This window comes from Rhodococcus sp. ACPA1, assembly GCF_002300195.1.
GTDB classification, from domain to species: Bacteria; Actinomycetota; Actinomycetes; order Mycobacteriales; family Mycobacteriaceae; genus Rhodococcus_F; species Rhodococcus_F opacus.
Genome location: NZ_NSDX01000004.1, coordinates 1 through 24,988 on the forward strand (window position 1 = coordinate 1; position 24,988 = coordinate 24,988).

Annotated in this window: 28 protein-coding genes, 1 tRNA gene and 1 pseudogene; 4 read left to right on the top strand and 26 right to left on the bottom strand. The window is 65.8% G+C overall.

Annotated features, from left to right (window positions below; genetic code table 11):
• Positions 1 to 350: 350 nt before the first annotated feature.
• The 9 genes from CJ177_RS17860 to CJ177_RS17895 all read right to left on the bottom strand — a co-directional run bounded on the left by CJ177_RS17860 (position 351) and on the right by CJ177_RS17895 (position 7,162).
• Positions 351 to 548 (bottom strand): hypothetical protein, encoded by a 198-nt coding sequence (locus CJ177_RS17860; protein ID WP_005248440.1) that lies wholly within the window; start codon positions 546 to 548, stop codon positions 351 to 353.
• A gap of 48 nt (positions 549 to 596) precedes the next feature.
• Positions 597 to 719, bottom strand: coding sequence for a hypothetical protein (locus CJ177_RS48335; RefSeq protein WP_005248443.1), 123 nt, complete (start codon positions 717 to 719; stop codon positions 597 to 599).
• Between the two features lie 42 nt (positions 720 to 761).
• Positions 762 to 1,199, bottom strand: a complete 438-nt coding sequence (locus tag CJ177_RS17865) for a DUF2752 domain-containing protein (RefSeq protein WP_025431730.1) — start codon at positions 1,197 to 1,199, stop codon at positions 762 to 764.
• Positions 1,200 to 1,241: 42 nt separating this feature from the next.
• On the bottom strand, positions 1,242 to 1,655 hold the full coding sequence (locus CJ177_RS17870; protein ID WP_005248445.1) for a DUF3224 domain-containing protein: 414 nt from the start codon (positions 1,653 to 1,655) through the stop codon (positions 1,242 to 1,244).
• A 150-nt stretch (positions 1,656 to 1,805) separates the two neighbouring features.
• Positions 1,806 to 1,878: transfer RNA gene (locus CJ177_RS17875), tRNA-Thr, on the bottom strand.
• 31 nt (positions 1,879 to 1,909) lie between these two features.
• Positions 1,910 to 3,124 carry a DNA polymerase III subunit delta' gene (locus tag CJ177_RS17880; protein WP_095868256.1) on the bottom strand — a complete coding sequence of 405 codons (1,215 nt, stop codon included), beginning with the start codon at positions 3,122 to 3,124 and terminating at the stop codon, positions 1,910 to 1,912.
• 52 nt (positions 3,125 to 3,176) lie between these two features.
• A complete protein-coding gene (gene topA / locus CJ177_RS17885; protein ID WP_005248447.1) occupies positions 3,177 to 6,095 on the bottom strand; it encodes a type I DNA topoisomerase in 2,919 nt (972 codons plus the stop codon).
• A gap of 137 nt (positions 6,096 to 6,232) precedes the next feature.
• A complete protein-coding gene (locus CJ177_RS17890; RefSeq protein ID WP_005248448.1) occupies positions 6,233 to 6,817 on the bottom strand; it encodes a hypothetical protein in 585 nt (194 codons plus the stop codon).
• A gap of 141 nt (positions 6,818 to 6,958) precedes the next feature.
• On the bottom strand, positions 6,959 to 7,162 hold the full coding sequence (locus CJ177_RS17895; RefSeq protein ID WP_005248460.1) for a cold-shock protein: 204 nt from the start codon (positions 7,160 to 7,162) through the stop codon (positions 6,959 to 6,961).
• A 396-nt stretch (positions 7,163 to 7,558) separates the two neighbouring features.
• On the opposite strand from CJ177_RS17895, the gene CJ177_RS17900 reads away from it, so the two are divergent.
• Complete coding sequence (locus tag CJ177_RS17900) at positions 7,559 to 9,922, top strand: DEAD/DEAH box helicase (protein ID WP_005248461.1); 2,364 nt, start codon at positions 7,559 to 7,561, stop codon at positions 9,920 to 9,922.
• Between the two features lie 11 nt (positions 9,923 to 9,933).
• On the opposite strand, the gene CJ177_RS17905 is transcribed toward CJ177_RS17900, so the two are convergent.
• Together CJ177_RS17905 and CJ177_RS17910 are read right to left on the bottom strand one after the other, a co-directional pair.
• A complete protein-coding gene (locus CJ177_RS17905; protein ID WP_005248462.1) occupies positions 9,934 to 10,716 on the bottom strand; it encodes a 3-oxoadipate--succinyl-CoA transferase subunit B in 783 nt (260 codons plus the stop codon).
• Positions 10,713 to 11,633 (bottom strand): CoA transferase subunit A, encoded by a 921-nt coding sequence (locus CJ177_RS17910; protein WP_005248463.1) that lies wholly within the window; start codon positions 11,631 to 11,633, stop codon positions 10,713 to 10,715. Before CJ177_RS17910 ends, CJ177_RS17905 begins: the two co-directional genes overlap by 4 nt.
• Before the next feature lie 110 nt (positions 11,634 to 11,743).
• Here CJ177_RS17910 and CJ177_RS17915 point away from each other — a divergent pair, with 110 nt between their 5' ends.
• Entirely contained in the window at positions 11,744 to 12,640 is an 897-nt protein-coding gene (locus tag CJ177_RS17915; RefSeq protein ID WP_005248464.1) for a LysR family transcriptional regulator, read from the top strand.
• Positions 12,641 to 12,649: 9 nt separating this feature from the next.
• On the opposite strand, the gene CJ177_RS17920 is transcribed toward CJ177_RS17915, so the two are convergent.
• The 4 genes and pseudogenes from CJ177_RS17920 to CJ177_RS48340 form a co-directional block, all read right to left on the bottom strand.
• Positions 12,650 to 14,059 carry an MFS transporter gene (locus CJ177_RS17920; protein ID WP_061698199.1) on the bottom strand — a complete coding sequence of 470 codons (1,410 nt, stop codon included), beginning with the start codon at positions 14,057 to 14,059 and terminating at the stop codon, positions 12,650 to 12,652.
• Between the two features lie 189 nt (positions 14,060 to 14,248).
• Positions 14,249 to 14,605, bottom strand: coding sequence for an Rv3654c family TadE-like protein (locus tag CJ177_RS17925; RefSeq protein ID WP_061698198.1), 357 nt, complete (start codon positions 14,603 to 14,605; stop codon positions 14,249 to 14,251).
• Positions 14,602 to 14,976, bottom strand: coding sequence for a TadE family type IV pilus minor pilin (locus tag CJ177_RS17930; RefSeq protein ID WP_005248467.1), 375 nt, complete (start codon positions 14,974 to 14,976; stop codon positions 14,602 to 14,604). Before CJ177_RS17930 ends, CJ177_RS17925 begins: the two co-directional genes overlap by 4 nt.
• A pseudogene (locus tag CJ177_RS48340) lies at positions 14,976 to 15,047 on the bottom strand (DUF4244 domain-containing protein); the annotation flags it as partial. The pseudogene CJ177_RS48340 and the gene CJ177_RS17930, both read right to left, overlap by 1 nt.
• Positions 15,048 to 15,142: 95 nt before the next feature.
• Here CJ177_RS48340 and CJ177_RS47415 point away from each other — a divergent pair.
• A complete protein-coding gene (locus tag CJ177_RS47415; RefSeq protein WP_179443249.1) occupies positions 15,143 to 15,295 on the top strand; it encodes a hypothetical protein in 153 nt (50 codons plus the stop codon).
• Positions 15,292 to 15,555 carry a hypothetical protein gene (locus CJ177_RS17935; RefSeq protein WP_095868257.1) on the top strand — a complete coding sequence of 88 codons (264 nt, stop codon included), beginning with the start codon at positions 15,292 to 15,294 and terminating at the stop codon, positions 15,553 to 15,555. The genes CJ177_RS47415 and CJ177_RS17935 overlap by 4 nt, the downstream gene beginning before the upstream one ends.
• A 799-nt stretch (positions 15,556 to 16,354) precedes the next feature.
• On the opposite strand, the gene CJ177_RS17940 is transcribed toward CJ177_RS17935, so the two are convergent.
• The 11 genes from CJ177_RS17940 to CJ177_RS17990 form a co-directional block, all read right to left on the bottom strand.
• Positions 16,355 to 16,699: a hypothetical protein gene (locus CJ177_RS17940; protein WP_095868258.1), complete on the bottom strand. Its 345-nt coding sequence runs from the start codon at positions 16,697 to 16,699 to the stop codon at positions 16,355 to 16,357.
• 63 nt (positions 16,700 to 16,762) lie between these two features.
• Positions 16,763 to 17,260 carry an ImmA/IrrE family metallo-endopeptidase gene (locus CJ177_RS17945; protein WP_095868259.1) on the bottom strand — a complete coding sequence of 166 codons (498 nt, stop codon included), beginning with the start codon at positions 17,258 to 17,260 and terminating at the stop codon, positions 16,763 to 16,765.
• 868 nt (positions 17,261 to 18,128) lie between these two features.
• On the bottom strand, positions 18,129 to 18,947 hold the full coding sequence (locus CJ177_RS17950; protein ID WP_095868260.1) for a hypothetical protein: 819 nt from the start codon (positions 18,945 to 18,947) through the stop codon (positions 18,129 to 18,131).
• 35 nt (positions 18,948 to 18,982) lie between these two features.
• Positions 18,983 to 19,168: a hypothetical protein gene (locus CJ177_RS17955; RefSeq protein WP_095868261.1), complete on the bottom strand. Its 186-nt coding sequence runs from the start codon at positions 19,166 to 19,168 to the stop codon at positions 18,983 to 18,985.
• An 83-nt stretch (positions 19,169 to 19,251) separates the two neighbouring features.
• On the bottom strand, positions 19,252 to 19,512 hold the full coding sequence (locus CJ177_RS17960) for a hypothetical protein (protein ID WP_095868262.1): 261 nt from the start codon (positions 19,510 to 19,512) through the stop codon (positions 19,252 to 19,254).
• Complete coding sequence (locus CJ177_RS17965; protein WP_095868263.1) at positions 19,509 to 19,769, bottom strand: hypothetical protein; 261 nt, start codon at positions 19,767 to 19,769, stop codon at positions 19,509 to 19,511. Before CJ177_RS17965 ends, CJ177_RS17960 begins: the two co-directional genes overlap by 4 nt.
• Before the next feature lie 2 nt (positions 19,770 to 19,771).
• Entirely contained in the window at positions 19,772 to 20,104 is a 333-nt protein-coding gene (locus tag CJ177_RS17970) for a hypothetical protein (protein ID WP_095868264.1), read from the bottom strand.
• Between the two features lie 273 nt (positions 20,105 to 20,377).
• Positions 20,378 to 22,765, bottom strand: coding sequence for a bifunctional DNA primase/polymerase (locus CJ177_RS17975; protein WP_095868265.1), 2,388 nt, complete (start codon positions 22,763 to 22,765; stop codon positions 20,378 to 20,380).
• Positions 22,766 to 22,767: 2 nt separating this feature from the next.
• Positions 22,768 to 23,142, bottom strand: coding sequence for an excisionase family DNA-binding protein (locus CJ177_RS17980; RefSeq protein WP_095868266.1), 375 nt, complete (start codon positions 23,140 to 23,142; stop codon positions 22,768 to 22,770).
• A 217-nt stretch (positions 23,143 to 23,359) separates the two neighbouring features.
• Positions 23,360 to 24,775 (bottom strand): recombinase family protein, encoded by a 1,416-nt coding sequence (locus CJ177_RS17985; protein ID WP_257014582.1) that lies wholly within the window; start codon positions 24,773 to 24,775, stop codon positions 23,360 to 23,362.
• Positions 24,691 to 24,987, bottom strand: coding sequence for a DUF4244 domain-containing protein (locus CJ177_RS17990; protein ID WP_373560052.1), 297 nt, complete (start codon positions 24,985 to 24,987; stop codon positions 24,691 to 24,693). The genes CJ177_RS17985 and CJ177_RS17990 overlap by 85 nt, the downstream gene beginning before the upstream one ends.
• Between the last annotated feature and the right edge of the window lies 1 nt (position 24,988).

The following is a 24,988-nucleotide window of genomic DNA, read 5'->3' on the forward strand; positions in this document are numbered from 1 at the left end:
CGGAGTACCAAAAACATTTGGCACTGACATTCATCGACACACTGTTGAGTTCTCAAAGAACACGCACACACCATCACTTCTGGCACATTCGCCAGCCGCTCCGGGGCAACCGTTCCATCTTATCCTACCAGCCTCACCGGCGCAAGCCGAGACGCTGATCAGAATCTAACCGGGATGGAAGCACCACCGTACACGACGGTGAACTTCCGATTTACCAGGCGCCTTCGTCCAACCTCGTGTCCCCTGCCTTCCGGCCGGGGTCGGTGTCCGTGTCGCTCTGACCTGGAATAAGTTACGCGAAGGGAAACAAGAACACCAAATCGCCAGGTCAACGTCGCGAAACCGCCGATTCAGGGTACCCAGTACTTGGCAGCCAGCTCCTCGATCACCACATCACCGTCCGAGGCCTGCTCCAAAGCCGCGAGGTCGGAGTCGATGGAAACCAATCGTGGATCGTCCCCCTCCGCCTCCTGGACTGGGTGCCCCCCGTCCTCGGCCAGCTGGCGCAACAGCTTCTCGCGCACCCGGTCCTTCAGCGAATCGCTCATATCGAAATCATGACCGCGCGGCGGTGGGTTGTCGAGAGTGCACCGAACTCACTCCTCGGTCTCGTCCGGCGCCTTCACGTTGTCGCTCTTGCCGAAGACTCGCAGCGCGGTCGGAATGAGGACGATCAGCGCGCCCAGGATCGCGATCAACGAAAAGACCTGCATTGCCATCTGTGAACCGACTCTCTGTTTCGTGCCCGCGGCGACCAGGTGTCAGACCGGCGCGAGCCAGCTTCCCCAAGATGTGTTCCTGGTGACGGTAAACGCCGCAAGGAAAATGAGCACACCGACTGTCACTCGCGGACCGAACACGATCGTGCGATCGCGTCGTCCTCGCCAACGGCGACGTGCCCATCCGATCCAGGCGAAGACCATCACCGCGATGAAGGGGACGATCAGAACATTGCCGGCCACAGCCGCGCCGATGTCGAGGTTGGTGAGGTCGTGCACCGCCCTCAACCCACCACAGGCCGGGCACCACCACCCGGTCAGGGCGTAGACCGGACAGAAGCCGTACGAACCGGGCTCATGCGGATCCCGGAAGTGGAGGATCGCGGCAGCGACAACGGCACCGGCGGCCACAGCGGCGGGCGCACCGAGTGCGCGCAGACCGATCGCCGGCGTCGTCGGAGTTCCGCTCTGGGTGTCCACGTGTCCAGTGTTCACGATTCTTCCGGTCTCCGGTGCCGACAGTCAGGCGGGAAGCGAGTAGTCCAGCCACAGGCGGTGGGTGCCGTCCTCGTCGACGCGAATCCCACCCGCACCGGCAAGTCCCGCCAAGCCTCCGGTACCGCTGCTCGGCACGATGTGCAGCGCCATCGTCTCGACTGTGCTGTCCGACAGCACCTGCATGTGCACGAAGGCGAAGGAGCCGGCGATACCGTCGATCGAACCTTCGAAGCTCTCCCACGCCGCGTAGGCGCCCGCACTCTGATCCTCGGTGAGACCGCCGACGAATCTGGTGACCGACCGGCCCTCGATGTCGCCGGAGAAGTTCTTCACCATGTCGATGTCGGCCGGGGTGACGCCGGTGGCGACGGACGGAGACCAGTCCCGCGGGCTGAAATCACTGACGTCGAACGTGCTGGCGGCCTGACGAGCGGACATGGTGTGCCTTCCGGGACGGAGAAGTGAGTCGCCCCAGCATCGCGTGAACGATCCCGAATTTCTTGTACATATCCGACACGGCGAAGGTGTCCGGCCCCGGAGACGACTCTGGCCCTTCCCGACTGATCGGGAAGGGCCAGAGAAGCGCTGAGCTGCCTGAGAGAATCGAACTCTCGACCTTTTCATTACGAGTGAAATGCTCTACCGACTGAGCTAAGGCAGCGGTGCCTTTCGGCGGTGGCGAGTCTAGCGCCTCAACCCCGAGTATGCGAAAACGGCTCCCTGAACGCGTCGCCGAGAGTGGCCACCATGGCATCGACAGCCCACTGCGGCTTGACGTTGACGGTGATCGCCTCTCGGCACTCGAGGACGGCTTCGATGCACTTCAGAAGGCCTTCCGGGGTTGTTCGCGAGGCGAGGTCGGCCGCGCGATCCGCCATGTCCGGGTGGTTCGCGGCCGCGTTCGATTTCCATGCGACGGCGAGCGCGTCGCGGTAGAGACCAGCCAGATCGATCAGTGCACGGTCGAGTGCGTCACGGCCCGTGCGAGTGGCCCGGGACTTCTGGCGCTTCTCGAGATCCTTCAGCACGCCGGCCGAGCCTCGGAGGGCCCCGGCCGCTCCCTTACCAGTGCCGCCCGCCCCCAGAGCCGTGCGCAACTCCTCGGTCTCCTGCTCGTCCCTGGCCGCGCTCATTTCCTTCGCCTCCGCGTCGGCGGAACGCACCAGTTCCTCCGCCGCGGCGAACGCGGTGGCGGGCCGCAGTGCCGCGACAGCGAGATCCAGAGCGTCCTTGCGACGCACCTTGGCGTTCAGATCCGTCGCCAGACGCCGGGCTCGCCCGACGTGACCGCCGCTGATCGAGGCCGCCAGTTGCGCATCGGCGGGGTCCAGGCCGTCCCGCTCGCGCAGGACCTTGGCGATGGAGTCGGCCGACGGGGTCACGAGATGGACGTGCCGGCAGCGCGACCGCAGCGTCACGGAGATGTCCTGCGGGTCGACGGAGGGCGCACACAACAGGAACACGGTGCGGTCCGGCGGCTCCTCCACCACTTTCAGGAGAGCGTTGGCCGCACCCTCGGTGAGCCGGTCCGCGTCCTCGACGACCACGATCTGCCAGCGCCCGGTGCTCGGCCGGCGGGCCGCCGTCTGCACGATGGCGCGCATTTCCTTGACGCTGATGCTCAGGCCCTCGGGGACGACCTGCCGGACGTCACCGTGGGTACCGGCCATCGCGGTGGTGCAGGCGTGGCACACGCCGCAGCCGGGAACGCCGTCGCTGGTGCATTGGAGTGCGGCGGCGAAACACTGCGCCGCCACCGATCGACCCGATCCCGGTGGGCCAGTGAAGAGCCATGAATGCGTCATCGAGGAGCCCATCGCACCGACTCCACGACGGGCGGCAGTCGCCGCGGCCGTCAGCTCGACCTCGACGTCCTCCTGGCCCACCAACCGGTCGAATACCGTCACCGCGCCAGCCTAACCGGCACGTGCGACAACCCGACCGGCCCGAGGTACCGGCTCACGCCTTCTTGTCCGCTGCCTTCTTCGAGGCCGCTTTCTTGGCCGGCGCCTTCTTGGCGGCGGTCTTCTTTGCAGCCTTCTTGGCGGGCGCCTTCTTCGCGGCGGCCTTCTTCTTGACGGGACCGCGGGCACGCCGATCCGCCAGCAGTTCCGAAGCGCGAGCGTCGGTGATGGACTCCACCTCGTCGCCCTTGCGGAGGCTGGCGTTGGTTTCACCGTCGGTCACGTACGGCCCGAACCGGCCGTCCTTGATCACCATCGGCTTCTCGCTGACCGAGTCGACACCCAGCTCACGCAGCGGCGGGGTGGCGGCGGCCTGACGTCCGCGACGCTTGGGCTCCGCGTAGATCTTCAGAGCCTCGTCGAGGGTCACCGTGAACATCTGGTCCTCGGTGGCGAGGGACCGCGAATCCGTCCCCTTCTTCAGATACGGGCCGTAGCGACCGTTCTGCGCGGTGATTTCTTCCTTGGACTCCGGATCGACACCCACCACGCGCGGCAGCGACAGCAGCTTGAGGGCGTCGTCGAGAGTCACCGTCGCCAGGTCCATCGACTTGAGCAGCGAACCCGTCCGCGGCTTCGGACCGGTGGCCTTCTTCGCCGCCTTCTTCGCCGGCGCCTTCTTGGCAGCCGTCTTCGTCTTGGTCGTCCCGTCGCCCGATTCGTCGGTCACCGGCACCACTGCCGGTTCGGGCTCCGGTTCCGGCTCGGGAAGGATCTCGGTGACGTAAGGGCCGAAGCGGCCCTCCTTCGCGACGATCTCGTGCCCGGTCAGCGGGTCGACGCCCAGCTTGCGACCCTCCTGCGGGGTCGAGAACAGCTTCTCCGCGTACTCCGGAGTCAGCTCGTCCGGGGGAAGGTCGTCGGGCAGGTTGGCCCGCTGGGAGATGAGGTCGCCGTCGGGGTCGTCCGGGTTCTGGACCATACGCTCGAGGTACGGACCGAACCGTCCGACGCGGACGTGCACTTCCCGGCCCTCGGCGTCGTCGAAGAGCCTGATCGAGTTGACCTCGCGAGCGTCGATCTCCTCGAGGTTGACGCCGACCATCTTCTTCAGGCCGCCCTCACGGGCAACCGACCCCTCGGCGCCGTGATCGCCGCCGAAGTAGAAACTGCTCAGCCAGTTGCCGCGCTGTTCCCGGCCACCGGCGATCGCGTCGAGGTCGTCCTCCATCCCGGCGGTGAAGTCGAAGTCGACCAACCGCCCGAAGTGCATCTCGAGGAGGCCGATGACCGCGAACGCCACCCAGGACGGGACCAGCGCGCTGCCGCGCTTGTAGACGTATCCGCGATCGAGAATGGTCTTGATGATCGACGAATAGGTGGACGGGCGGCCGATGCCCAGCTCTTCGAGGGTCTTGATCAGGCTCGCCTCGGTGTAACGGGCGGGCGGGTTGGTGGTGTGGCCGTCGGGATCGAGCTTGGTGGCGGTGACCGCCTGGCCCTCGACGAGCACCGGCAGGCGCGACTCGGCGTCGTCGGACTGGCCGCCGGCCTCCTCGTCGACACTCTCCACGTAGGCCTTCAGGAATCCGGCGAACGTGATGGTGCGGCCCGACGCGGAGAAGGTGCACTCCTCGCCGGTGCCCGCGGTTCCCGTGATCCGCAGGGTCAGCGTCGTGCCCCGCGCGTCGGCCATCTGCGACGCCACGGTCCGCTGCCAGATCAGCTCGTACAGACGGAACTCGTCTGTGTCGAGGCGGGAGTGCAGCTGACCAGGGGTCTGGAACACGTCGCCGGCCGGGCGGATGGCCTCGTGCGCCTCCTGCGCGTTCTTGACCTTGCGCGTGTACTGGCGCGGTGTGTCGTGCACGTACTCGGCGCCGTACAACTCGGTGGCCTGCGCGCGGGCGGCAGCGATCGCCGACGACGACAGCGTCGTCGAGTCGGTACGCATGTAGGTGATGTAGCCGTTCTCGTACAGCCGCTGCGCGATGCGCATTGTCCGCTCGGACGTGAACCGGAGCTTGCGGCCCGCCTCCTGCTGCAGCGTCGACGTCATGAACGGCGCGTACGGCTTGCGGGTGTACGGCTTGCTCTCCGCGGAGGAGACGGTCAGATCGACACCGGCGAGGGACTCGGCCAGACGCTGCGCCCGCGCCTCGTCCAGAACCGTGACGGTGCTCGTCTTCAGCCGGCCGTCCGCGCCGAAGTCGCGGCCGGTGGCCACCCGGGAGCCGTCGACGCTCACCAGACGCGCCCCGAAACTGCGGGGGCTGGCCTCGGCGCCGGCATCGAGGGTGGCGGAGATGTCCCAGTAGGACGCCGAGCGGAAGGCCATCCGCTCGCGTTCGCGCTGCACGATGACGCGGGTGGCGACGGACTGCACGCGGCCAGCCGACAGCCTCGGCATGACCTTCTTCCACAGCACGGGGCTGACCTCGTAGCCGTACAGACGGTCGAGGATGCGGCGGGTCTCCTGCGCGTCGACCAGGTCGTTGTCGAGTTCGCGGGTGTCCTCGGCCGCGGCTCGGATGGCCGGCTCGGTGATCTCGTGGAAGACCATCCGGCGAACCGGGATCTTCGGCTTGAGCGTCTCGAGGAGGTGCCAGGCGATCGCTTCGCCCTCGCGGTCGGGGTCGGTGGCGAGGAAGAGTTCGTCGGCGTCCTTGAGCAGGCTTTTCAGCTCCGTGACCTTGGACTTCTTCTCCGGACTGACCACGTAGAGCGGTTCGAAATCATGGTCGACGTTGACGCCGAGCCGCGCCCACGACTCACCCTTGTACTTGGCCGGGACGTCTGCGGCTCCGCGCGGAAGGTCGCGAATGTGGCCGACCGACGCCTCGACGACATAGTTCTTTCCGAGGTACGGGGCGATCTTGCGGGCCTTGGTCGGCGACTCGACGATCACGAGGCGGCGAGGCTGGCCGGACGCTCCCGCCGCACCCTGTGCACTGCCGTTGTCCCCTTTAGCCACCTGTAGCCCGAGCCTTCCTGAAGTCGATCGCTGCCACTCGACAGTTGTGCAGACAAACCCTTTTATACCCGGTTCGTCTATTACTAGAGTGACATACCCGGAACCCATCCTCGCAGATCAGTACCGTCTACGCGGCTCTACACGTGGGGCCAACCGGTACGGTCGTCCAAATTTCCGGGCGCCTCACCGATGCTCTCGACGAGTCTGCCGAGCCTACGCCGACCCGAGATTCGGAGCCCCGGACCGGAGCCACGGGTACCGATCAGCGTCGGCGCGATGCCCGCTCTCATCAATGCCTGAGCCAACGGCGCGTGGGTATCCGGGGCGTGCGGATCGAGTCCGAGGACGAACCGCTCCCCCTCCGCTTCGCTCCTGCCGGACGCGAGAGCCCACACTCTCAGCTGACGCCCCGACGGCACCCAGCCGGAGGGCACCGCCTTGACCGCTCCCCTCGTCCACTGGTCCGCGAGAGGCCGCAAATCGACGACCGATGCGGTGCGGACCAGCGGGCTGCCCTCGTCGCTGCGCGTGATCTCGACCTCGAGTCCGGCCTGGGCGATCAACTCCGCAATCGCCTCCGCCCGCCACTGCGCGTCGACCACGATCGAGATGCGCGCACGCCCGGCCGATGTGACCACCTGACCCGTCGCAGCGAGAAGACCGCACAGATCGGTGACTGCCGGCGGCATCGCCTCCGCAGAGAAGAAGGAGAGCTGGCTCACTGAAGTACCCCCTTATGCCACGGCACCGTTGCCGTGAAAACGACTCGTCCCCCACCGCCTCAGGCGATGGGGGACGAATCAGACGCGGCCACGAGGACCCCGCCTATCTGATTTACGTGTTCACGAATGTGAACGGCAGAATCAGACTGCGCGAACGCCGGTAGCCTGGGGGCCCTTGGTGCCCTGGCCGACCTCGAACTCCACGCGCTGGTTCTCCTCGAGGGTGCGGAAGCCGCTGCCCTGGATCTCGGAGTAGTGAACGAAGACGTCAGCGGAGCCGTCTTCGGGTGCGATGAAGCCGAAGCCCTTTTCCGCGTTGAACCACTTCACAGTGCCCTGTGCCATGCTTTTCCTTCTCTTTCTAACACCGGATTCGGCGGACAGCACATACAGTCCGCCGGGCCGGTTCCGACCGCTGTACTTCTAGATTTCCCCCTCAGGAAAAGCAGAGCACCGCGTTCGCAACATCGATCCTGCGAACGTTCACTCTTTCAAGCCTACGAACACAGAAGCTGCGACCAGTTGTAGTCAACCATGAACTCCGCGAACGCAACAGTCGAAATCCGAACAATTCACACAAAAAGTTGATCTTGTAGCGAACAGGCACGAAACAGCGGATTCACGAGGGGGTCGCGACACCCCGGGCGACAGCCCCGGAGAGGCACTCGTTATCATCAAATGCGCAGGTCGTGGCGGTGTGGAAGCTACTCGCCCGTCCCCTACGACAGCCCGGAGACATCAGTGAGCACACCGTTTTCACCACGTGACGACAGTGGAAATACGGGCGAAACATACGGCCGAACGCTGCTCAACCGAGTCCTCGAGGGAGTTCCCCGAGACGAAAACCCGCTCACTTTTGCCGCGGAAATGCCGGCCCGGACTTCTCGACTGTCGGAATGGCCCACGTGGGCGCACCCGAGCGTCGTCCGGGCCATGCAGGAGAACGGGATCCCCCGTCCCTGGACCCACCAGGCCGCCGCCGCCGACCTGGCCCGTCACGGGACGAACGTCGTGGTGTCGACCGGCACCGCCTCGGGCAAGTCGCTGGCCTACCAGCTTCCGGTACTCACCACTCTGGCAACGGATCCGCGGGCGACCGCCCTCTATCTCTCTCCGACCAAGGCGCTGGGCGCAGACCAGCTACGGGCCGTGACCTCGCTCATCGACTCGGAAGTGCTGGACGCCGGGGACGACCTCCGGGGTGTGTGCCCGTGCGTGTTCGACGGCGACACGCCACTCGAGGTGCGGCACTGGGCAAGGGAGAACTCGCGGTGGCTCTTCACGAACCCCGACATGCTGCACATCTCCCTCCTCCGGACCCATCAGCGATGGGCGCACTTCTTCCGCAATCTGGCCTACGTGGTGATCGACGAATGCCACTCCTACCGTGGCGTCTTCGGCTCGAATGTCGCGCTCGTGCTGCGGCGGCTCCGGCGCATCGCGGCACGGTACGGCGCCGAACCCGTATTCGTCCTCGCGTCCGCTACCACGGCGGATCCCGGGGCGGCGGCGTCGCGGCTGATCGGAGCGCCCTGCGCCGAGGTCGTGGAAGACGGTTCACCACACGGCCCCCGGACGGTCGCGCTGTGGGAGCCCCCGCTCATGCGGGAGGTCACCGGAGAGAACGGAAGCCCCGTTCGACGGCCCGCCGGTTCGGAGGCCGCGCGCATCATGGCCGACCTGATGGTCGAAGGGGCCCGCACGCTCACCTTCGTGCGCTCCCGCCGGGGCGCGGAGCTGACCGCGATGGCGACCAAACGCCTACTCGGGGAGATCGATCCCGAACTCTCGGCGCGAGTGGCGTCGTATCGAGCCGGGTACCTCGCCGAGGACCGGCGTGAGCTCGAGGCCGCGCTCGCCGACGGCACGCTTCTGGGGGCGGCGACGACGAATGCGCTGGAACTCGGCGTCGACATCGCCGGCCTCGACGCCGTCGTGGTCGCCGGGTTCCCCGGCACGGTGGCGTCGTTCTGGCAACAGGGAGGCCGGTCCGGCCGACGCGGCGAAGGTTCGCTCGTAGTCCTGGTCGCGCGTGACGATCCCCTCGACACCTACCTCGTCCACCACCCGTCCGCGCTGCTCGACAAGCCCGTCGAGGCGACCGTCACGGACCCGAGCAATCCCTACGTCCTCGGACCGCAGTTGCTCTGCGCGGCAATGGAACTACCACTGTCCGACGCCGAGGCCGAGGCGTTCGGGGCAATCGACGTTCTCGGGAAGCTGGCGGAGCAGGGCCTGATCCGCCGGCGGGCCCACGGCTGGTTCGTCACCGCCGGCACAAATCCTCATGGCGCAGTGGATATCCGGGGTGGAATCGGAACCCAGGTGGCAATTGTCGTGTCGGAATCCGGACGCATGCTCGGAACCGTCGACACCGGCCGCGCTCCCGCCACGGCGCATCCCGGCGCCGTCCACATCCATCAGGGTGAGTCGTACGTCGTCGACGAACTCGATCTCGACCAGGGACTCGCCCTCGTGCACGCCGAGGACCCCGACTGGACGACCTCGGCCCGCGAGACCACCGAGATCACGGTCACCTCGGTTCTCGAGCAGAAGCAGTTCGGCGACGTCGAGGTCGCGCTCGTCGAGGTCGAGGTGACCCATCAGGTGATCGGATACCTCCGACGACTGTCTTCGGGCGAGGTTCTCGACGCGGTCGAACTGGACATGCCGAGGCAGACCCTCCCCACCCGCGCGGTGATGTACACGATCACCCCGGAACTTCTGCTGCAGGCTGGCGTTCCGGCCGAGCGCGTGCCCGGTTCGCTCCACGCCGCCGAACATGCCGCGATCGGGCTCCTGCCTCTCGTCGCGGTGTGCGATCGAGGCGACATCGGCGGCGTGTCGACCGCGTTGCACGCCGACACCGGACTTCCCACCGTGTTCGTCTACGACGGTCACGCAGGCGGCGCAGGATTCGCCGACCGAGGTCACGCCGAACTCACCCGCTGGCTCGACGCGACCCGCGAGGCGATCGAATCGTGCGAATGCACCTCGGGGTGCCCGTCCTGCGTGTACTCGCCGAAGTGCGGAAACGGCAACGATCCCCTCGACAAGGACGGCGCGATCCGGGTCCTCACGGCGGTACTGGCCTCGCTCGGCTGACGGTCCCCCGATCAGCGCAGATACAGCCGAACCTTGTCGATCACATCGCGGAGCAGGTGAATCTCCTCGCCGGTCGGCGGGGCGGTGACCGTGAGATCGTCCGCGACCTTCAGTTCCCAGCCGGTCTGCGCTCGCACGTCGTCGACGGTGACCCCCTCGTGCACGCTGACCAGCTCGAGTTCGTCGAACGGACCCTGCCGCGACAGCACCCCGAGGTTCGTGAACACCTTCGTCACCCCTCGGCCGCGAGGCATGATCCCGTCACCTGCCGCCCGGGCCCGGACGGGACTCGGCGACGTGCAGAAGTCGAGTTCCGCGGGGAAGGCGCTCGGGTCGTGTCGCCGCATCACCACGAAGATCTCGCCGGCGTTGGGCATGATCTCCACGGCGCCACCGGCACCGGGCAACCGGACCGTCGGCTTGTCCCAGTCTCCGATGATGCTGGTGTTGAGGCTCCCGTAGCGGTCGATCTGGGCCGCGCCGAGAAATCCGACGTCGACGTTGCCGCCCTGCAGCACGTAACCGAACAACGCCGACATCGACACCACCGACTCCGCGCCCGACACGACGACCGAGTCGGCGATGCCCTCGGCCATCGCGGCGGGGTGGGCGCCGCACACTCCCGATTCATAGATCAGTTCGACGTCCGGGTTGCTGGTCCGCTTGGCCAGATCGACGGCGAGCGTCGGGAGTCCGACGCCGGCGAAGACGCGCCCCTTCCCGGCGAGTTCGCGGGCCGCAACGGACACGATGACCTCGGTCGCCGAGATCGCTCCGACTGGTGCTGTGGTCATTTCCGGCTCCCGTAGTCGACTGGTTCGGAGAATCGAGGCTCGACGGCGAGGTCGTTCCAGTAGTCGCCGCCGAGTTTGTCCAGGTACTCGTCGTGATTCGCGGTGCCGTGGATCCACTCCTTCAGCCACGCCTGCAGGAGTGCGGAGTCCTTGCTGATCGCGGTCCAGCGCCGGTAGAACGCGCAGTCCCGGTCGTAGTAGCCCTGGACGTAGGAAGGATGCGCCCCGCGCGGACAGACGACGACGGCATCGACCGCGTGGGAAGGGATCAGCGTGCGGCTGGGGTCGGAGCGGACGACCTCGTCGTCGACGATCTCCTCGACGACCACGATCGCCTTCCCCGCGGCGTACACCGCTTCCTGCTGGACCCCGGAGATACCCCAGATCTGCACGTTGCCGTGACGGTCGGCGCGCTGCGCGTGAACGATGGTGACGTCCGGGTTCAGCGGAGGCACGACGTACACGGTGCCCTCGCCGTAGGGATCGTCCACGAGTCGAATTCGGGGATTGAGCCGCGGAAGGTCGCTTCCGGCGTAGGAGCGCAGCGGAAAGAACGGGAGGCGGGCGGCCCCCGCCTGATAGCGGCAGACCATTCCGTAGTGGCTGTACTCCTCGACCTCGAGGGCCACCGGATCGTGGTGCTCGATACGGCGTCGCAACTCGTGCAGGGATCCGGCGGAGCCGCTCGCGAAGAACGAGGCCACGAGTTTGGTGACACAACCGGCGGCCACGAGTTGATCCGACACGATGTCGGGAGTCATCCGGCACAGCGTGAGGTTCTGCCGCTGCTGCCGGATGATCTCGTGCGCAGCCGCGAACGAGATGAGATGCGAGAAGCCCTCGAGGCACACGGTCATGCCGTCTTCGACGTACGTTCCTATGGCTTCCGCCATGCTGACCACTTTGCTCATCGCCATGCCCTTCTCCGGAACGACGGGAGGTCGCCTCGGGACCTTCCCCACCGGATTACCGCCGTTTGACTCAATAGTGTTGACAAATCTGTTGCCGGAACTGCAATAGTTCTCCCGTGGAGATTTCTCAGATCACTGCCTTTCTCGCGGTCGCCGAGGAGTTGCACTTCGGCCGCGCCGCACAGCGCCTGCACTCGGCCCAGCCGCCGCTGAGCCGAACGATTCGGCAACTGGAAAAGCAGCTCGGAGCAACTCTTTTCGAAAGAAACACGCGGAACGTCCGGTTGACCTCCGCCGGTGAGGCACTGCTCGGCCCGGCGCGCGAGATCCTGGACGCGTGCCGGCTCGCGGAGATCGCCGTCGCCGCGGCCGGGCGCGGACAGGTCGGCCGGGTGCGTATCGGCTTCGCCGGAGTCTCGTCCCACCTGCTCATCGGGCGGTGGGCGAAACTAGTCCGGCACACCCACCCGGGGATCGAATTCGTTCTGGACAGTTCCGCTTTCGCCAGCGAAGCGCTGAACAAGCTCCTCGACGGAACCCTCGATATCGGTCTGGTCCGGTGGATCTTCACCCCGCCGGGCATCGCGTCCCGCGTCATCCTCAACGAGGACTTCGTGGTGGCCCTGCCCACCGACCACCCGCTCGCAGGCAGGGACGGCGTTCGCATCGAGGAACTGGCAACCGAGCCCTGGGTGACGCTGCCCGCCGATCCCGGATCGGCGCTGCGTGACTCCCTGCAGAGGGCGGCCCACGACGCCGGTTTCACGCCCCGGATCGTGCAGAGCGCCCCGGACTCGATGGCGCTGATGGCGTTGGTGTCCGCGGAGGTCGGCTGCGCGTTGACCGTCTCCTCCGTGGCCGAGAACGTGAACAACCCGGATGTCGTGTTCCTCCCGCTGGTCGGCGGTCCCAGCACCCTGCAACTGCGGATCGCGTGGCGAGCGGACGACGACAACGCCGCGTTGCGGGAAGTCCTCCGGCTGTCCGAGGAGGCATTACCCACTCCGGAATGACCTGCGCGGTCAGTTGCGGGCCGTCGCACGGGCCTGTCCTGCACTCGGAGCGGTGTCCACCGCATCGTCCTCATCGATGTCGAGCTGCAGTTCGTCCGCGTCGGATTGCTCCGCGGTCGACAACCGGCGCGCGTCGAATCCGGTGCGGTTCAGCAACAACAGAGTGCAGACCAGGGAGACGGCGGCATAACCGGCCGACACGAATGCAACACCGACGATGTTCCCGGACGTGTTGAGCATCCACTGCGCCAGCACCGGGGTGCCGCCGCCGACGATCAGCGAACACAGCTGGTAGGCCGCGGAAAGACCGGTGTAGCGAATGTTGGCGGGGAAGGCACGCGCGAGCACTCCGGCGATGGCGCCGTAGAACATCGAGTGCGGAATGGTCGCGAGGCACATCGCGACCACGGCAATGGCGAAGTCCTCGGTCCGGATCGCGAAGAACATTGCCGGCATCAGGACGAACTCGGGAATCACCATGATGCACATGGCTTTCCGCATGTCGATCCGCGACACCAGGACGGCGCCGAACGGCTGCACGATGAACTGGACCACGAGGGCGATGGCGATGGCGCCGAGGAACGCGCCCCGGTCGTAGCCGAGTTCGCTGGTGGCCCAGGACAACGCGAAGGTGTTCTTGAAGTACGTCACCTGGGCCAGGGGCAGCGCGCCCGCACCGAGGAGGACGAGGACCCAATGCTTGCGCAGCACCTCACCGATCGGCAGTGCGACGGTCTTCTTGCGCTTCAGCACGGTCTTCATCGCGTCCGACTCTTCGAGTTTGAGACGGATGATCATGCCGACGATCACCAGGGCCGCGGAGATCAGGAACGGGATGCGCCAGCCGTAGAGCACGAACGCCGGGGTGGGCATGGCGGAGAGCAGGAAGAACGCCATCGTCGCCAGGAGGTTTCCGGCGGGCGACCCCTGCTGGGCGAACGCCGAGTACAGAATCCCCTTCCCCTTGGGTGCGTTCTCACTGGCTATCAGGACCGCCCCGCCCCATTCACCGCCCACTGCCACACCCTGAACGACCCGGAGGAACACCAGCGCGGCGGGCGCCCATATCCCGATCTGCGCGTAGGAGGGCAGGAGTCCGATTCCGACGGTGGCGGTGCCCATCATCATGAGTGTGATGACCAGGGTGTTCTTTCGACCGATCTTGTCGCCGAGATGGCCGAAGACGATGCCGCCGATCGGGCGGGCGAGGAACCCGGCCCACAGGGTGACGAACGCGAGCAAAGTGCCCATGCCCGCCGGCAGGGTGTCGGAGAAGAACACCTGACCGAAGACCAGCGCCGACGCGGTGCCGTAGATGTAGAAGTCGTACCACTCGATCGTGGTGCCGATGAACGAGGCGATGCCCGCCCTCCGCGCCTTCGTCTCGGCCTCGGTCCGCTTCGGTGGTGCCGTGGTCATGTAATGCCCTCTCTCGCCAAAGGGAGTGGTGTGGATGAAAACCAGCTCGCATCAGTGAGACTCGCATCACAGGATCCATGCCGTCCAATACTTCCTGAGCGGGTGATTATTCCGAATCTGGTCATAATTGCCGAAACCTCCCACACGCTGGCGTGATGCGAGTCACCGGCCCGCCTCCTCGATTCGACATCACTCGGCGGGACCTGCCCTCGCCACGGCGCGGGCATCCCGGACACCCAGCGAGGACAGAAGCACCGGTGCGGTGACCGCGACCTCGACGTCCCAGCCGTCGACCTCACAGGACACGACTTCGGTGCGCATTCGCCCCGCGACCTCCCGGGCCGCGGCACACGCCGCGTCGGTGCCGCGGTCCAGCCCGACGGCCGCGGCGAGGGCGGCCAGATCTGCGGCGGACTGCGCCCGGTGCCGCACCGACACCGCCGAGCCGACATGCACCAGCAGCGCCGTGACCACTACCAGCGCCGCGAGCGCACAGCACGCCGTCACGGTCGCGGAACCGCGATCGTCGGTGACCCTCGAACTCACCGCCCTCCCCCGCTCCACCCGGGCACCGTGGGTTCGAGAGCCGCCACCGCCTCCGCGGAGATGTTCACCAGCGGAAGGAGTGGACTGCGCGCCCGCACGGTCGCGACGACGAACTCCCCCTCGGTCCGGACCGACACGTCCGCGCCGTCGGGTGCCACTCTCGCCGCCGTGGAAATCGCCGACTCGCGATCTCCACGGGCAGCGAGCCGCGCTGCCTCGCGGGCCGAGTCGACGCACCGGACGTGCAGTGTCGCCGCGGTGATCGCGCCGACACACAGCACGACCACCGCCACGATCGATGCGATTGCGATGGCAGCCTCGACCGTCACGCCGCCGGCCTCCGACCGGCGCAGGTTCTCGACAGAACTCATCACACCGCGGTGTTCAGCGCTTTGTCGATGATGTTCGTCAACGCCGTCACGATGCTGTCGCCGGTGACTACGAAGGTATGACTTGCACTGTCTAAATGACAACGGCCCCAGAGAGTGCGCCAACACTCGTCCAGGGCCTCAGCTTCTACGGAAAGTGCGTTTCCCGATGAGCCGTTCCCGAATCATATCTCTATCCACCCCCGCCGACAGGCTCGAGCTACTGCTCGCCTTCGTCGGCATCGTCGCCCTGATTGGGCTGTACGCAGCGACCATCGCCGTCCTGCGCCTGTGCATCGCACTCGGTTGGTACGTCTCATGAGCGGCCACACCGACGCCCAACTCGACGGATGGGCCTGCATCAAATGCGGGACCGACCTCCGCACGGTGGCCAAGTCCTACGCCATTGGGCACGGCCCGCGCGGGCAACTCTTCGCCTGCCCCGAGCACGCATCCCCCGCCGACCGCGCCCTTGACGCGTGGCGGTCCCTGTCTGACGACGAGCAAGCACGCGCGGTCGGCTACCTCTGCGCCCGCGTCCCCGATGCCGTGATCGAAGCGGCCACAGCAGCAGTCACGTAGCCACCCCGCCCGACGTCGTTTTCTGCGCGAGCCCGACGGTAACCAGCCGCGCCCAGTTGACAGTGCTGACAATCCCCCGCGACCTGGCCGGGGGAGCTTCCCGACCGACTGATCATCGGGTGGGAGGTCAACCGACAGCTCCCCACGCTCACAGCGACGGGGGGCTAGAGGTCGTGGGACGGACGACGGTCAGCGGAAATTGGGGCTCAGGCCTTGGGGGGTCCAGACCAAGCCGGGCCTTCAGTCCCGTCGTCTCTCGGTGCCGGCTGCCCGCTCAGGGTCGCCGCAGACTTTCAACGATCTGTTCGAGTGCGGCGACGCGTTGCTTCAGCCTCCGCACTTCAGATTCAAGGTTGCTGGCTTTCGCTCTCGGCCCGTCAGACGTGTAGGTATTGGTTTCCGGATCAAATTCCATGCAGGCGATCATCTCTGAAATTTCGACCCGCCGGCCGAGTACCGCAAAATCGAATCAGCGATCGTGAGTCCGAAAGCGCCCGGGGGTTCCGGCTCGCATCAAATGGAAAGCGCGCAAGCGCATAAGTCACCCGCGACGACGGCACATGCACATCGTGCGGTTCATCCCCGAACCCCATCCTGTGCCAGCGGTTCAAAGGGCAACAGCTATGCCGATGCCTCGAAGCGCCTGCTGGTGGTGATGACGACTCGGTCGCCTTCGCCACGCTGTGTGGATGTCGCAGGCGCGTACGGCGAGTTCGGCGACGGCCATCTCGTCACCGGGGTTGCCGCTACTGTACGGATTCAAAGGACTGGTCGACCCCGCGCCGTGCAGGACGAGCAGTCAGGCGATCACCGATTTGTATGCGACCGTCCCTGCCACGATCAGCAAACCGACCACTGCAATGATGGTGACCACCATGTCGAACGTCACGCACGTCCAATAGAACCACTTGCTGTCCGCCCGAAGCTTCGACACCCGGGTCTCGGGGCGATGATGCGAAGGGAACTGCGCGTGGGCGATCCAGCAGAAAAACCCCATGAACGGGTGAAATTTCATGAACGCGGACAACGCCATGGAACCGGCGTCGAGATTAGGCGCGAGATCGCCGTCCACGTCAGCCGTCCGCGGTGCATGCGTCATCGGTTGGCGCTCAGTGGGAATCGGCAGGGCGTCGGACTTCTTCACTTTCGGCGACGGTGGATCGTCCTCAGATTCGCTCGTCGCTGTAATTGCCTCACTCACCGCGCGCTAGACCGCCACCAGGGTGCGACGATACCTAAGCGCCTGCAACGAGACATCGAAGTGTGCCGCCATCGCGAAATCGTCCATACCGGCTTGCACACATGCAGCCATCTCGGACTGAGGCATCAACAGGCTCCCCGCGAACTCATTGGCATAGACCTCGGCAGGCTCCCCGCGAGTGTCATCGCTGCGCTTGTCGACGTAGGCCTCTTCCGGACTGAGCTTCGACGTCTGATCAACGTAGTGTCCGATTTCGTGCGCGCAGGTAAAGCGGAATCGTGCAGGCGCCTGATCCTTGTCCAGATAGATGTCCGCGCCAGCAGTCGAACCGACGAGCATCCCAAAGACGTCGTCACCCAGCTGAGCTGAGAACACCTCCAGCCCCAGGTCCCGCGCGATCGTTACCGGATCGACAGGCATCGGCTTATCTTCCCAATGGAGGCTGAGCACCGCATCCGCATCGCGACGAGCGCGATCGCGGATCTCCGCAACCGTACCTGCCATCTCAACCTCCCCTTCGAATCAGCTGCTGACCTGTCGCTTTGTCCTAAGTATGCACTACGCGCCCACGGTCGGACGTCACCCGGGCAACTCTCGTGGTCAGTAGTACCAGAGGCGTACGACAAATCCGCGCAGGAAGGGCAGCAACGCTGCAAGGCCGTCGTTCTCGTTTAGATGGCGTCGGGGGGCCTCGCGCCCATGCCAGCTCGCAAGCTCGCATGGGCTGATCGATCGATTTGTCGGTGAATTCTCGATCAACACGCCGGGTACGTCGTCGGGTGCCGCACCATCACGGCCGCGCCCGGGGGAAAGATCGCCAGAAACCGCGCCCACGGCGTTTACTCCCGGTGTCCAGAATCTACTGGGGAGAGAAGGGTCGTTGTGGCGGTTGGTTGCCCGTCGAAGCGGTGAGGGGGTACCCCCCCAGGGGGTCGTCGTCATGGCAGTACCGGCTCGGGATGCTGCCGCTTCGCTGCGGCGCGTCGCTGTGCGTGTTCGCGTTCGGCGGCGAGGCAGGCGTCGCAGGCTTGCTCTCCTGCCTTCCAGTGACGTAGGTACGCGGCGTGTGTCCCGCAGGGTTGTAGTGGCGGTCGGGGCTTCATTCCCTTGCGCCGACGCTGTGTGTCGTATTCACGCCGCGCTTGCTTGCAGGCTTCGCAGGCGGTTTGGCCGTAGTAGCGGTGACGGTAGAAGCCGGCCATTGTGCCGCATGGTTGTGGTGCTCGCATCGGATGAGGGCGACCTTCCGCATCGGGGGGTTGATGGGGGTCCAGAGTCCCCGGGGTGCTTCGATACGACGGGCCATCGTCGTTGTTCGAAGCTTCGCGCTCATGGCCGTGCGCTCGATGGGACGACCCCGGGGCTCTGGAAGTCAGTGCTGCATTGCGAAGGGGTTCGTGGGACCTTCGGGGAGCGAGTGGTTCCGATGTTCGAGCACTTCGCCGATGCGCAGGGGCGCCTCTGTTGTGGGCGGGTCGTAGCGTATTTCCTCGCGGTTCTCGCAGGGTTCTGCGGCGCAGAGCCTGATGAACTTGTGCACCTGTTCGCGCGGGCTTTGCCCTGGTTCGGGCAGTTTGTCGGGTCGCGCGTAGTGCAGACGATCTGGGTGAGCGTCGCGGGGGGTGTTGATGAGGCGGTACGTGCGGAGGTCGTCGGCAAGGACTTGCACCGTGGTCAGCCGGGTTGCTGCGGTTGTCAGTTCGGACCAGGCAGCCGCGACGGCGGCGCCGCTTCGCATCGCTTCCGTGGCGTTCCGTACGTCTTCGACGAGGTACGCATTGGTGCGGCCTGTTTCGCCGAGCCGTTTCGCTTCGTCGTCGAGCGCTGCCAGCAACGCGGCAGCTGCACCACGGATCTCGGCGAGCGCGAGCCCGTTCGCTTTGGTGGCGGCGGTGTCGAGCAGTTCGGTCACGGTCGCAGACATCTGAACCAGGTTCTGCTGTTCGATTGCCTGCGCGATCCCGTCGTCGAACGTCACGCGACCGTAGGCGACTTCAGCTGCGATTTCTGCCGTGCGGGAGGCGAGCAGCTGCGGCCTGCTGGTCGATTCGGTGGCGCACCGCTCGGCGTGCGCGATCTTCTCGCTGACCGCTTTTAGTGCCCGCGGCCGCAGCCCGAGCGCTTCGAACGCGTCGACGATGCCGCGTGCATGCCGTAACTCGAGGCGGGTGGTCGATTGGTAGCTTCGCATCGGTGCGATCTCCTACTGTCGGTCGTTGTGTTGGGTCAGCGTCCGATTCCGCGGGGGATCAGCGCTGCCAGCTGCTTCGGGTCGGACTTGCTACGCGTCTTTGCTGCGTCGTTTCCTCGCGGCGCATCGATTTCACCTGCAATGGTGGACTTTTCGTCATCCGAAAGTTCGGGGAGCAGGGTGAGAATCGCTTCGAGTGCAGCAGAGTTGTTGTCAGCCATGATGTTTCCTGTCTGTGAGTTCGTTACTTCTATGCCCAGCGTAGGAGTGAAATCGCGTTATGGGCCTTCGAGAGGCGTAGGTGTCACCCAAGTTGCGCTTCGACCTCGGCTGCGGCGGCAGTGTGCACCTCGAGCAGCACTTCCCGCGGAACGGCTTCGACATCGGGGTTCGCCGCCAACCACTCGTCGAGTAGCCGAGTGTGAGCGCTGCCGGCCAGCGTGTCGACGATCGCATCGATGTCGTCGAGCACCGTCTGCGGGACGCTGCCTGTACCGGGGTTTCGTCGCAGCCATTCGTTCATCAACTGTTGCCGGTCGTGCCGCTGCGCTGGTGTGTGGCTCATGACTTCACCAGCCGAAGTCGGCGGGGGTTCTCGATCAGATGCCGTATCGCACTGCGCCCCGGTCGCGCTTCGATCGCACCATCGGGCAGCAGCACCAGGTGATGGTCTGCCCGCCACAGCGAACGGTTGTCGGGGTCGCCTGCCCATCGGTTCAGTGCTTCGATGGTGGCGTCCGTCGACGTGCCCGCGTGAGCGAACAGCTCTAGGTGTGCGGCGAGCCGTTCGGCGTCGGTGAAGTCGTGCGTGTTCTCTGTCATGGTCAGCTCCTTGTAGATCGTGTGGGTTCGCCGTCGCGCTTCGTTGCGCGGGCGGGTGCAGCAGGTGGCCGGAACGTGGGGGTGCAAACGTGCAGCGGCCGCCCTGTCGCGGCGTCGGGGATGCGCTCAGCGGGCACGTACGCGCCGGTGAGCCAGTCGTACGCACCCGGCAACACTTCGGTGCGTGTGCGCCCCGTCGCGGGGTCGTAGTGCTCCTGCAACAGCACGACGGGTATCGGAATCGTCGCGCCCCGGGAACCGTCCCTGCGGATGGTCTCCGCTTCGTACCCGGGTGGGAGCGCGATCACGTTGATCGTGCGGTCGTTGTCGCTCATCGGTCGTTGGTTCCTCTCAGTTGGAGGTTGTGGCACCAAGCGGGACTGGTCGCGTCGCGGTGCACACAGGGTGGTTAGAGCCACTGAAAAGCGTCGGAAAGTCGGAACGAATTCCGACCCCGTGCGTGCGATTGCGCGTCCGCGCTCACTCGCCTCGAGTCTCGAAAACACTCTGACCTGTATAAACACACACACTCTCTCTTTCATATAGCGCGCGCGTGGGCTCTCAGAGTCGAAGGGTGTTCCGACATTCCGACGTTCCGACGCTTCTCGTCAGCAGCGCTCGTAGTTCTTGTCGTCGCGCAGCCGGATCAGTCCGTCGTCGACGAGAGACGCGAGCGCTGCGTCGAGTACCTGCCGTTCAGACCCCGCCAGCCGATTTCTGATTCCGCGACGGCCGCCCAGTTCCAGCGGGCCGTTGTCGTCGAGCAGTTTCAGCAGCCGACGGGTGACGCGCTGATGCAGTCGTTGCTCGGCGGCGTCCTCGGCGGATGCGTTCTCGATGCCCTTGAGCTTCCCCACTGCGGCCGCACGCTTCTCTGCGACCGCGGAGAGCTTGGACTGCACCCCGCCGCGCGTGTTCGCACTGACCGCCATGAGCACCGCCGACAGTTCCCAGTCCTGCTCGTTCATATCGGTGCGCCCGTCGAGCAGTGCCAGTGCGAACGCCACTTTCTCCCGCACGAACAGTGCGTGCCCGTCGAGTGCGTTCCCTTCGCCGCGGGAGCGTGCGACGTGCGCGTCCAGGATCGTCTGCTCGGCGGCCGGCGGGATGGTGATGCTGCGCGCCGAGGTCGCCCACACACTGCCGGCGGGGATCGTCAACGGTGCGGGTTCGGCGGGTCGCCGGCTACTGATCGTGGGGTCGGTGGTGGGCATCCACAGGAACCGCTGCGGGGTGCCGCCCCCGGCATCGTCGAGCAACGGCCCCGCCTTCTCGGGTTGCACACCGATCGCGACTGTCAGCCGGTAGTTGTGCTTTCCGACCTGCGGCCGCTTCGACGCGTCAGCATAGGAGAAGCCGATCTCTTCGCCACTGAACGCGTTGCGGAGTTTCGGCATAATGGTCGACCCGCTACGCCCGCCGATGCCGACGAGGGTGTCGACTTCGGCGATCGACAGCATGACCCCGTTGCGCATGCTCACCCATTCGCCTTCGTGCCCCTGGTTGCGGTCGCGTTGCTCCGCTTTCCGCATGAACAGGTGCGCCAACCCCTCCCCTGACCCTTCTGGTGCGACGTACACGTCGACGGGCAGCGCGTCCTCGGCGCAGGCTTCGGCTGTGCCCTTGCCCCCGCCGCTGTTGCCAACCAGGGCGACGAAGAAGTTCAGCGACCCGCGACCACCGATGATCGGGGGCAGTGTGATCCAGGACGGCACGGTGGTCAGCGCACGGCACAGCACCACGCCGAGGACCGACCAGGGTGAGCACATGCGGGCGGCCGCCCACTGTTTCACCGTGCTGAGACTTTCCCTGGACGACCAGAACTGTTCGATCGGATCATCGGCGGGGGTCACCCCGCCCGCCCGCTGTGTCAGAGCTGCCGCAATCTGCTGTGTGTGCCGCTGTTCTGTGGTGGTGCCGGCCATGTCGAGTAGCTGCGCGTTCAGTTCGGCGCCGTGATCGTCGGGGGTCGGGTCAGCCTTTACCGTGCGCAGCGCACCCCGCAGCATCGATAGGAATTCGTCCTCGGCGGCTGTCTTTCCACCGGGGCGCGAGTCGGCGAGCTTGTCTGCGAATGCGTCACCGAGTCGGTTCAGCGCATCATTGACACCGGGGCGTCCCTGTTCGGCGAACCGCACCAGCGCTTGCACGTGCCGCACCGTGCTGTCGTGGCGACTGCCGGCCGCGCCTGTCAGGTCGGCCAACGCGTCATCGAGTCGTTTTGCGACCGTCGCGTCCGGGGTGCCCGTGGGCATGCTTTCCAGAGCGGTGCGGATGTTCAATGGCCCCGACCATGCGGCCTTCGTGTGCGGTTCGACAGCGACCAGGTTCTGCAACCACAGCGGAGGCAGGTCGGGCAGGTCAGCAGGCTTCGGGACCCCGTCAGAGTTGAACCCGTCGGGTTCCACCCACTGATATGCGCGTCCTTCGGGATGGATCGACGGTGCAACGATCGCGTACCGGTGGGTGCGCTGCACGATGTCGATATGCCCGAGTCCTTCTGCGCGGAACTTGATCTCGTTCAGCAGTCGGGTTCCCGCAGGGACCCGGTAGAAGCGGATGCCTGATACGCCGTCGACGCGTGATGTGCTGATCCACGTCGGCGGTAGTGCACCCCACAACTGTTCTGCGTGGGCGAGTGTGCGGCCACCTGTCTTGTCCCCGTAGGCGTCGACATCCAGGCCGACCAGGTCATGTGGCATTCGCAGGGCGATGTTCGATGCTGGTTTGTCCTCGGTCCACGCGATGACATCGGGGTAGGACGGGTCTGCTCCGTCGTGCCCGGTGTATCCGCTGGGGATGGGGCTCTTCGTCCGGGGCTTGTTCGTGGGGAGCACACCCCGGAATCCCGCATCCCAGTACTTCGCCGCTGTGGCTGCGTACGGCTGTGTGTCACCGCGGACTGCGCTGGTCGCTGATAAAATCGACGCTGCGTTCTCAGTGCACGTCGGCAGCAGGGGCCCCGCTTCGGTGGGGCCTTTGGTGTCAGAAGGCATCGTTACCGACCCCCGGCCTGCAAGATGCCCGCGATTCGATCCCGCTGTTCAGCGGTCAGTGCGGGCGCTTTGGCGACGAGTTCGGCGATATGCGCGTCGATCGCATCTGCGGGTGGACTGACCGGCTGAAGCAGTTCGTCGAGTTCGTCCAGGTTTACGCGAATCAGCTTGGCCCCGAGTCGATGTGCGGTCAGCCGTCCGCTAGCAATGTAGCGACGAATGGTGAGGACGGACAGCCCAGCCCGTTCGGCGGCTTCAGCGACCGTGATGTATTCCCGCGATTCTGTGCGGGTACTGCGGTTCGGGGTGTGCGCCCACGATTCGTGGGCGTCGATACGGGAGAGGGGGGAACGCACAGCGGCGTCACGTGCGGGCATGGGAGACCTCCACAGCGATGTTTCGACTGTGGCGCGGCTCCGAGAGCGTGGCCGCCGACTCGACCGTTCTCCGTGATGCGCCGGGAATGCCTTCACGTCCCGTGGGTTACGTTCCCACCCCCTAGCGTCGGCTGCGTCAAAACGGGGGTGCTACCTGTTGATGCCAACCGTAATCGTAAGATCGCGAAAGCACAGTTGGATAGGCGTGGGTGTCACGTTAGCTACGCCACTCAATCGCCACGCGACCCACATCCAATCCCCCGCCCTTCGGGCGCTGCCCACTGCCCACCGGCAGAATCGTCACACTCATCAGGTGCGCGATCACCTTCCCGCGCACGTCGGCCGACAGCCGCTCCCAAACGGCTTGCAGCTCGTCGCCGGCCAGCACCAAGTCAGCGAGCGGCGACGACTGCCGCGCCGACGCCAACTTCCCGTCCAGCTCATCAATCTTCGCCTGCAAGTCAGCGCTTCCAGCCTTCAGCTGCATACCGTCGATCGCACCGCCCGTGAACAGCGTCGCCAGCTGATTCTTGCGAGACTGCAACCCGTCACGCTCCGCTTGCAAGGCGACGACATCGACACCCTTGCCGCGATCCAGGACCAGTGCGGCGTCTTCACGGGATAGACGCGCAACCACCACCCGGTCGATGTAGTCGTCGAGCGGCTCTTTACGTTGCGACAGATGCGGTTTCGCCGAGCACCGATAACTCTTGTACGACCCGGTCCCACCACCGCGCATGGTGTAGACCTTCATCGGCTCACCGCAGACACCGCAGCGGTAGATGCCCGCCCCCTGATGCTTCCGCTCGTAGGACGTGCTGACCCGCCGCGACGGGTCCGCGATAACCGCCCGGATCGCGTGCAACGTGTCGGCGTCGAAGATCGGGGGCCATTGTGCAGGGCCGACGATGCGATCACCCTGCTCGACGAGTCCCGCATTGCGCGCACGGCTGAGCACCTTGCGCAACGCTGTCACCGTCCACCTGGCGCCCCCGCGAGCGGTTCTGATCTCCGACTCTTCCCACTGCCGCGCGATCGACATCAGCGACACGCCGCGCAGGAACTGTTCCGCCGCATTGCGCAGCGCGTCGGCCTCACGCGGCTCGAGGTCCATGCCGCCGTCCTTGTACCCGAACGGTCGCGGACCGCCACGGAACTTCCCGTCGAGTGCCTGCTGCTGCTTCGCGCTCTTGATTCGTTCCGCCGACCGCTCGACCTCGTACCGCTGGATGCTCGCGAACATCGTGGCGTTCAGCCGACCCGTCGACGTTGAGAGGTCAATCTGCCCTGCCTTGACAGTGCGGATTTCGACATTGTTCGAGTCGCAGACTTCGACGAGCTTGGACAGGTCGGGGATGGAGCGGTACAGCCTGTCGGTGTGCCAGCTCAGCAGACCCTGATACTGCCCCGATTCGAAGGCCTCGAGCATCGCGACGTACTGGGGTCGCGGCTTGCTGCCGTATGCGCTGACGTCGTTGTCGACGTAGACGTGCGCGACGTTCCAGCCCAGCTGATCAGCGAGCACCCGGCAGTCGGCCTCTTGCCGTTCTACGCCGAGACCTGCCCCGGCGCGATCCTGGGAGATCCGGCAGTAGATCGCTGCGTCCATGCCGCTGACAGTATCAGTTGACATTCCGTGACGACCGAATACAGCACGGCGCCGAAGGCCGCGGCCGCGATGGTGCCGATGGCGTACTCCGCCGTCGACATACCGTCCTCGTCCGTCGCGAGCAGCGTCAAGCGAGCCGTCAGTGCCCGAACTCCCGCAAAGGCCCGAACTCCCGCAAAGGCCCGAACTTCCGCCAAGGCACGAACTCCCGCCAACGCCCCGATTCCGTGTTCCATG

Bases quoted from the DNA above. Each gene is read 5' to 3' on its own strand.
- CJ177_RS17960 (WP_095868262.1), bottom strand. From the start codon at position 19,512: ATGAGCCACACACCAGCGCAGCGGCACGACCGGCAACAGTTGATGAAC.
- CJ177_RS17905 (WP_005248462.1), bottom strand. From the start codon at position 10,716: ATGACCACAGCACCAGTCGGAGCGATCTCGGCGACCGAGGTCATCGTG.
- CJ177_RS17955 (WP_095868261.1), bottom strand. From the start codon at position 19,168: ATGGCTGACAACAACTCTGCTGCACTCGAAGCGATTCTCACCCTGCTC.
- CJ177_RS17910 (WP_005248463.1), bottom strand. From the start codon at position 11,633: ATGGCGATGAGCAAAGTGGTCAGCATGGCGGAAGCCATAGGAACGTAC.
- CJ177_RS17990 (WP_373560052.1), bottom strand. From the start codon at position 24,987: ATGGAACACGGAATCGGGGCGTTGGCGGGAGTTCGTGCCTTGGCGGAA.
- CJ177_RS17870 (WP_005248445.1), bottom strand. From the start codon at position 1,655: ATGTCCGCTCGTCAGGCCGCCAGCACGTTCGACGTCAGTGATTTCAGC.
- CJ177_RS17945 (WP_095868259.1), bottom strand. From the start codon at position 17,260: ATGGCAGGTACGGTTGCGGAGATCCGCGATCGCGCTCGTCGCGATGCG.
- CJ177_RS17895 (WP_005248460.1), bottom strand. From the start codon at position 7,162: ATGGCACAGGGCACTGTGAAGTGGTTCAACGCGGAAAAGGGCTTCGGC.
- CJ177_RS17975 (WP_095868265.1), bottom strand. From the start codon at position 22,765: ATGCCTTCTGACACCAAAGGCCCCACCGAAGCGGGGCCCCTGCTGCCG.
- CJ177_RS17920 (WP_061698199.1), bottom strand. From the start codon at position 14,059: ATGACCACGGCACCACCGAAGCGGACCGAGGCCGAGACGAAGGCGCGG.
- CJ177_RS17985 (WP_257014582.1), bottom strand. From the start codon at position 24,775: ATGTCAACTGATACTGTCAGCGGCATGGACGCAGCGATCTACTGCCGG.
- CJ177_RS17965 (WP_095868263.1), bottom strand. From the start codon at position 19,769: ATGACAGAGAACACGCACGACTTCACCGACGCCGAACGGCTCGCCGCA.
- CJ177_RS48335 (WP_005248443.1), bottom strand. From the start codon at position 719: ATGGCAATGCAGGTCTTTTCGTTGATCGCGATCCTGGGCGCGCTGATC.
- CJ177_RS17860 (WP_005248440.1), bottom strand. From the start codon at position 548: ATGAGCGATTCGCTGAAGGACCGGGTGCGCGAGAAGCTGTTGCGCCAG.
- CJ177_RS17980 (WP_095868266.1), bottom strand. From the start codon at position 23,142: ATGCCCGCACGTGACGCCGCTGTGCGTTCCCCCCTCTCCCGTATCGAC.
- CJ177_RS17950 (WP_095868260.1), bottom strand. From the start codon at position 18,947: ATGCGAAGCTACCAATCGACCACCCGCCTCGAGTTACGGCATGCACGC.
- CJ177_RS17935 (WP_095868257.1), top strand. From the start codon at position 15,292: ATGAGCGGCCACACCGACGCCCAACTCGACGGATGGGCCTGCATCAAA.
- CJ177_RS17930 (WP_005248467.1), bottom strand. From the start codon at position 14,976: ATGAGTTCTGTCGAGAACCTGCGCCGGTCGGAGGCCGGCGGCGTGACG.
- CJ177_RS17970 (WP_095868264.1), bottom strand. From the start codon at position 20,104: ATGAGCGACAACGACCGCACGATCAACGTGATCGCGCTCCCACCCGGG.
- CJ177_RS47415 (WP_179443249.1), top strand. From the start codon at position 15,143: ATGAGCCGTTCCCGAATCATATCTCTATCCACCCCCGCCGACAGGCTC.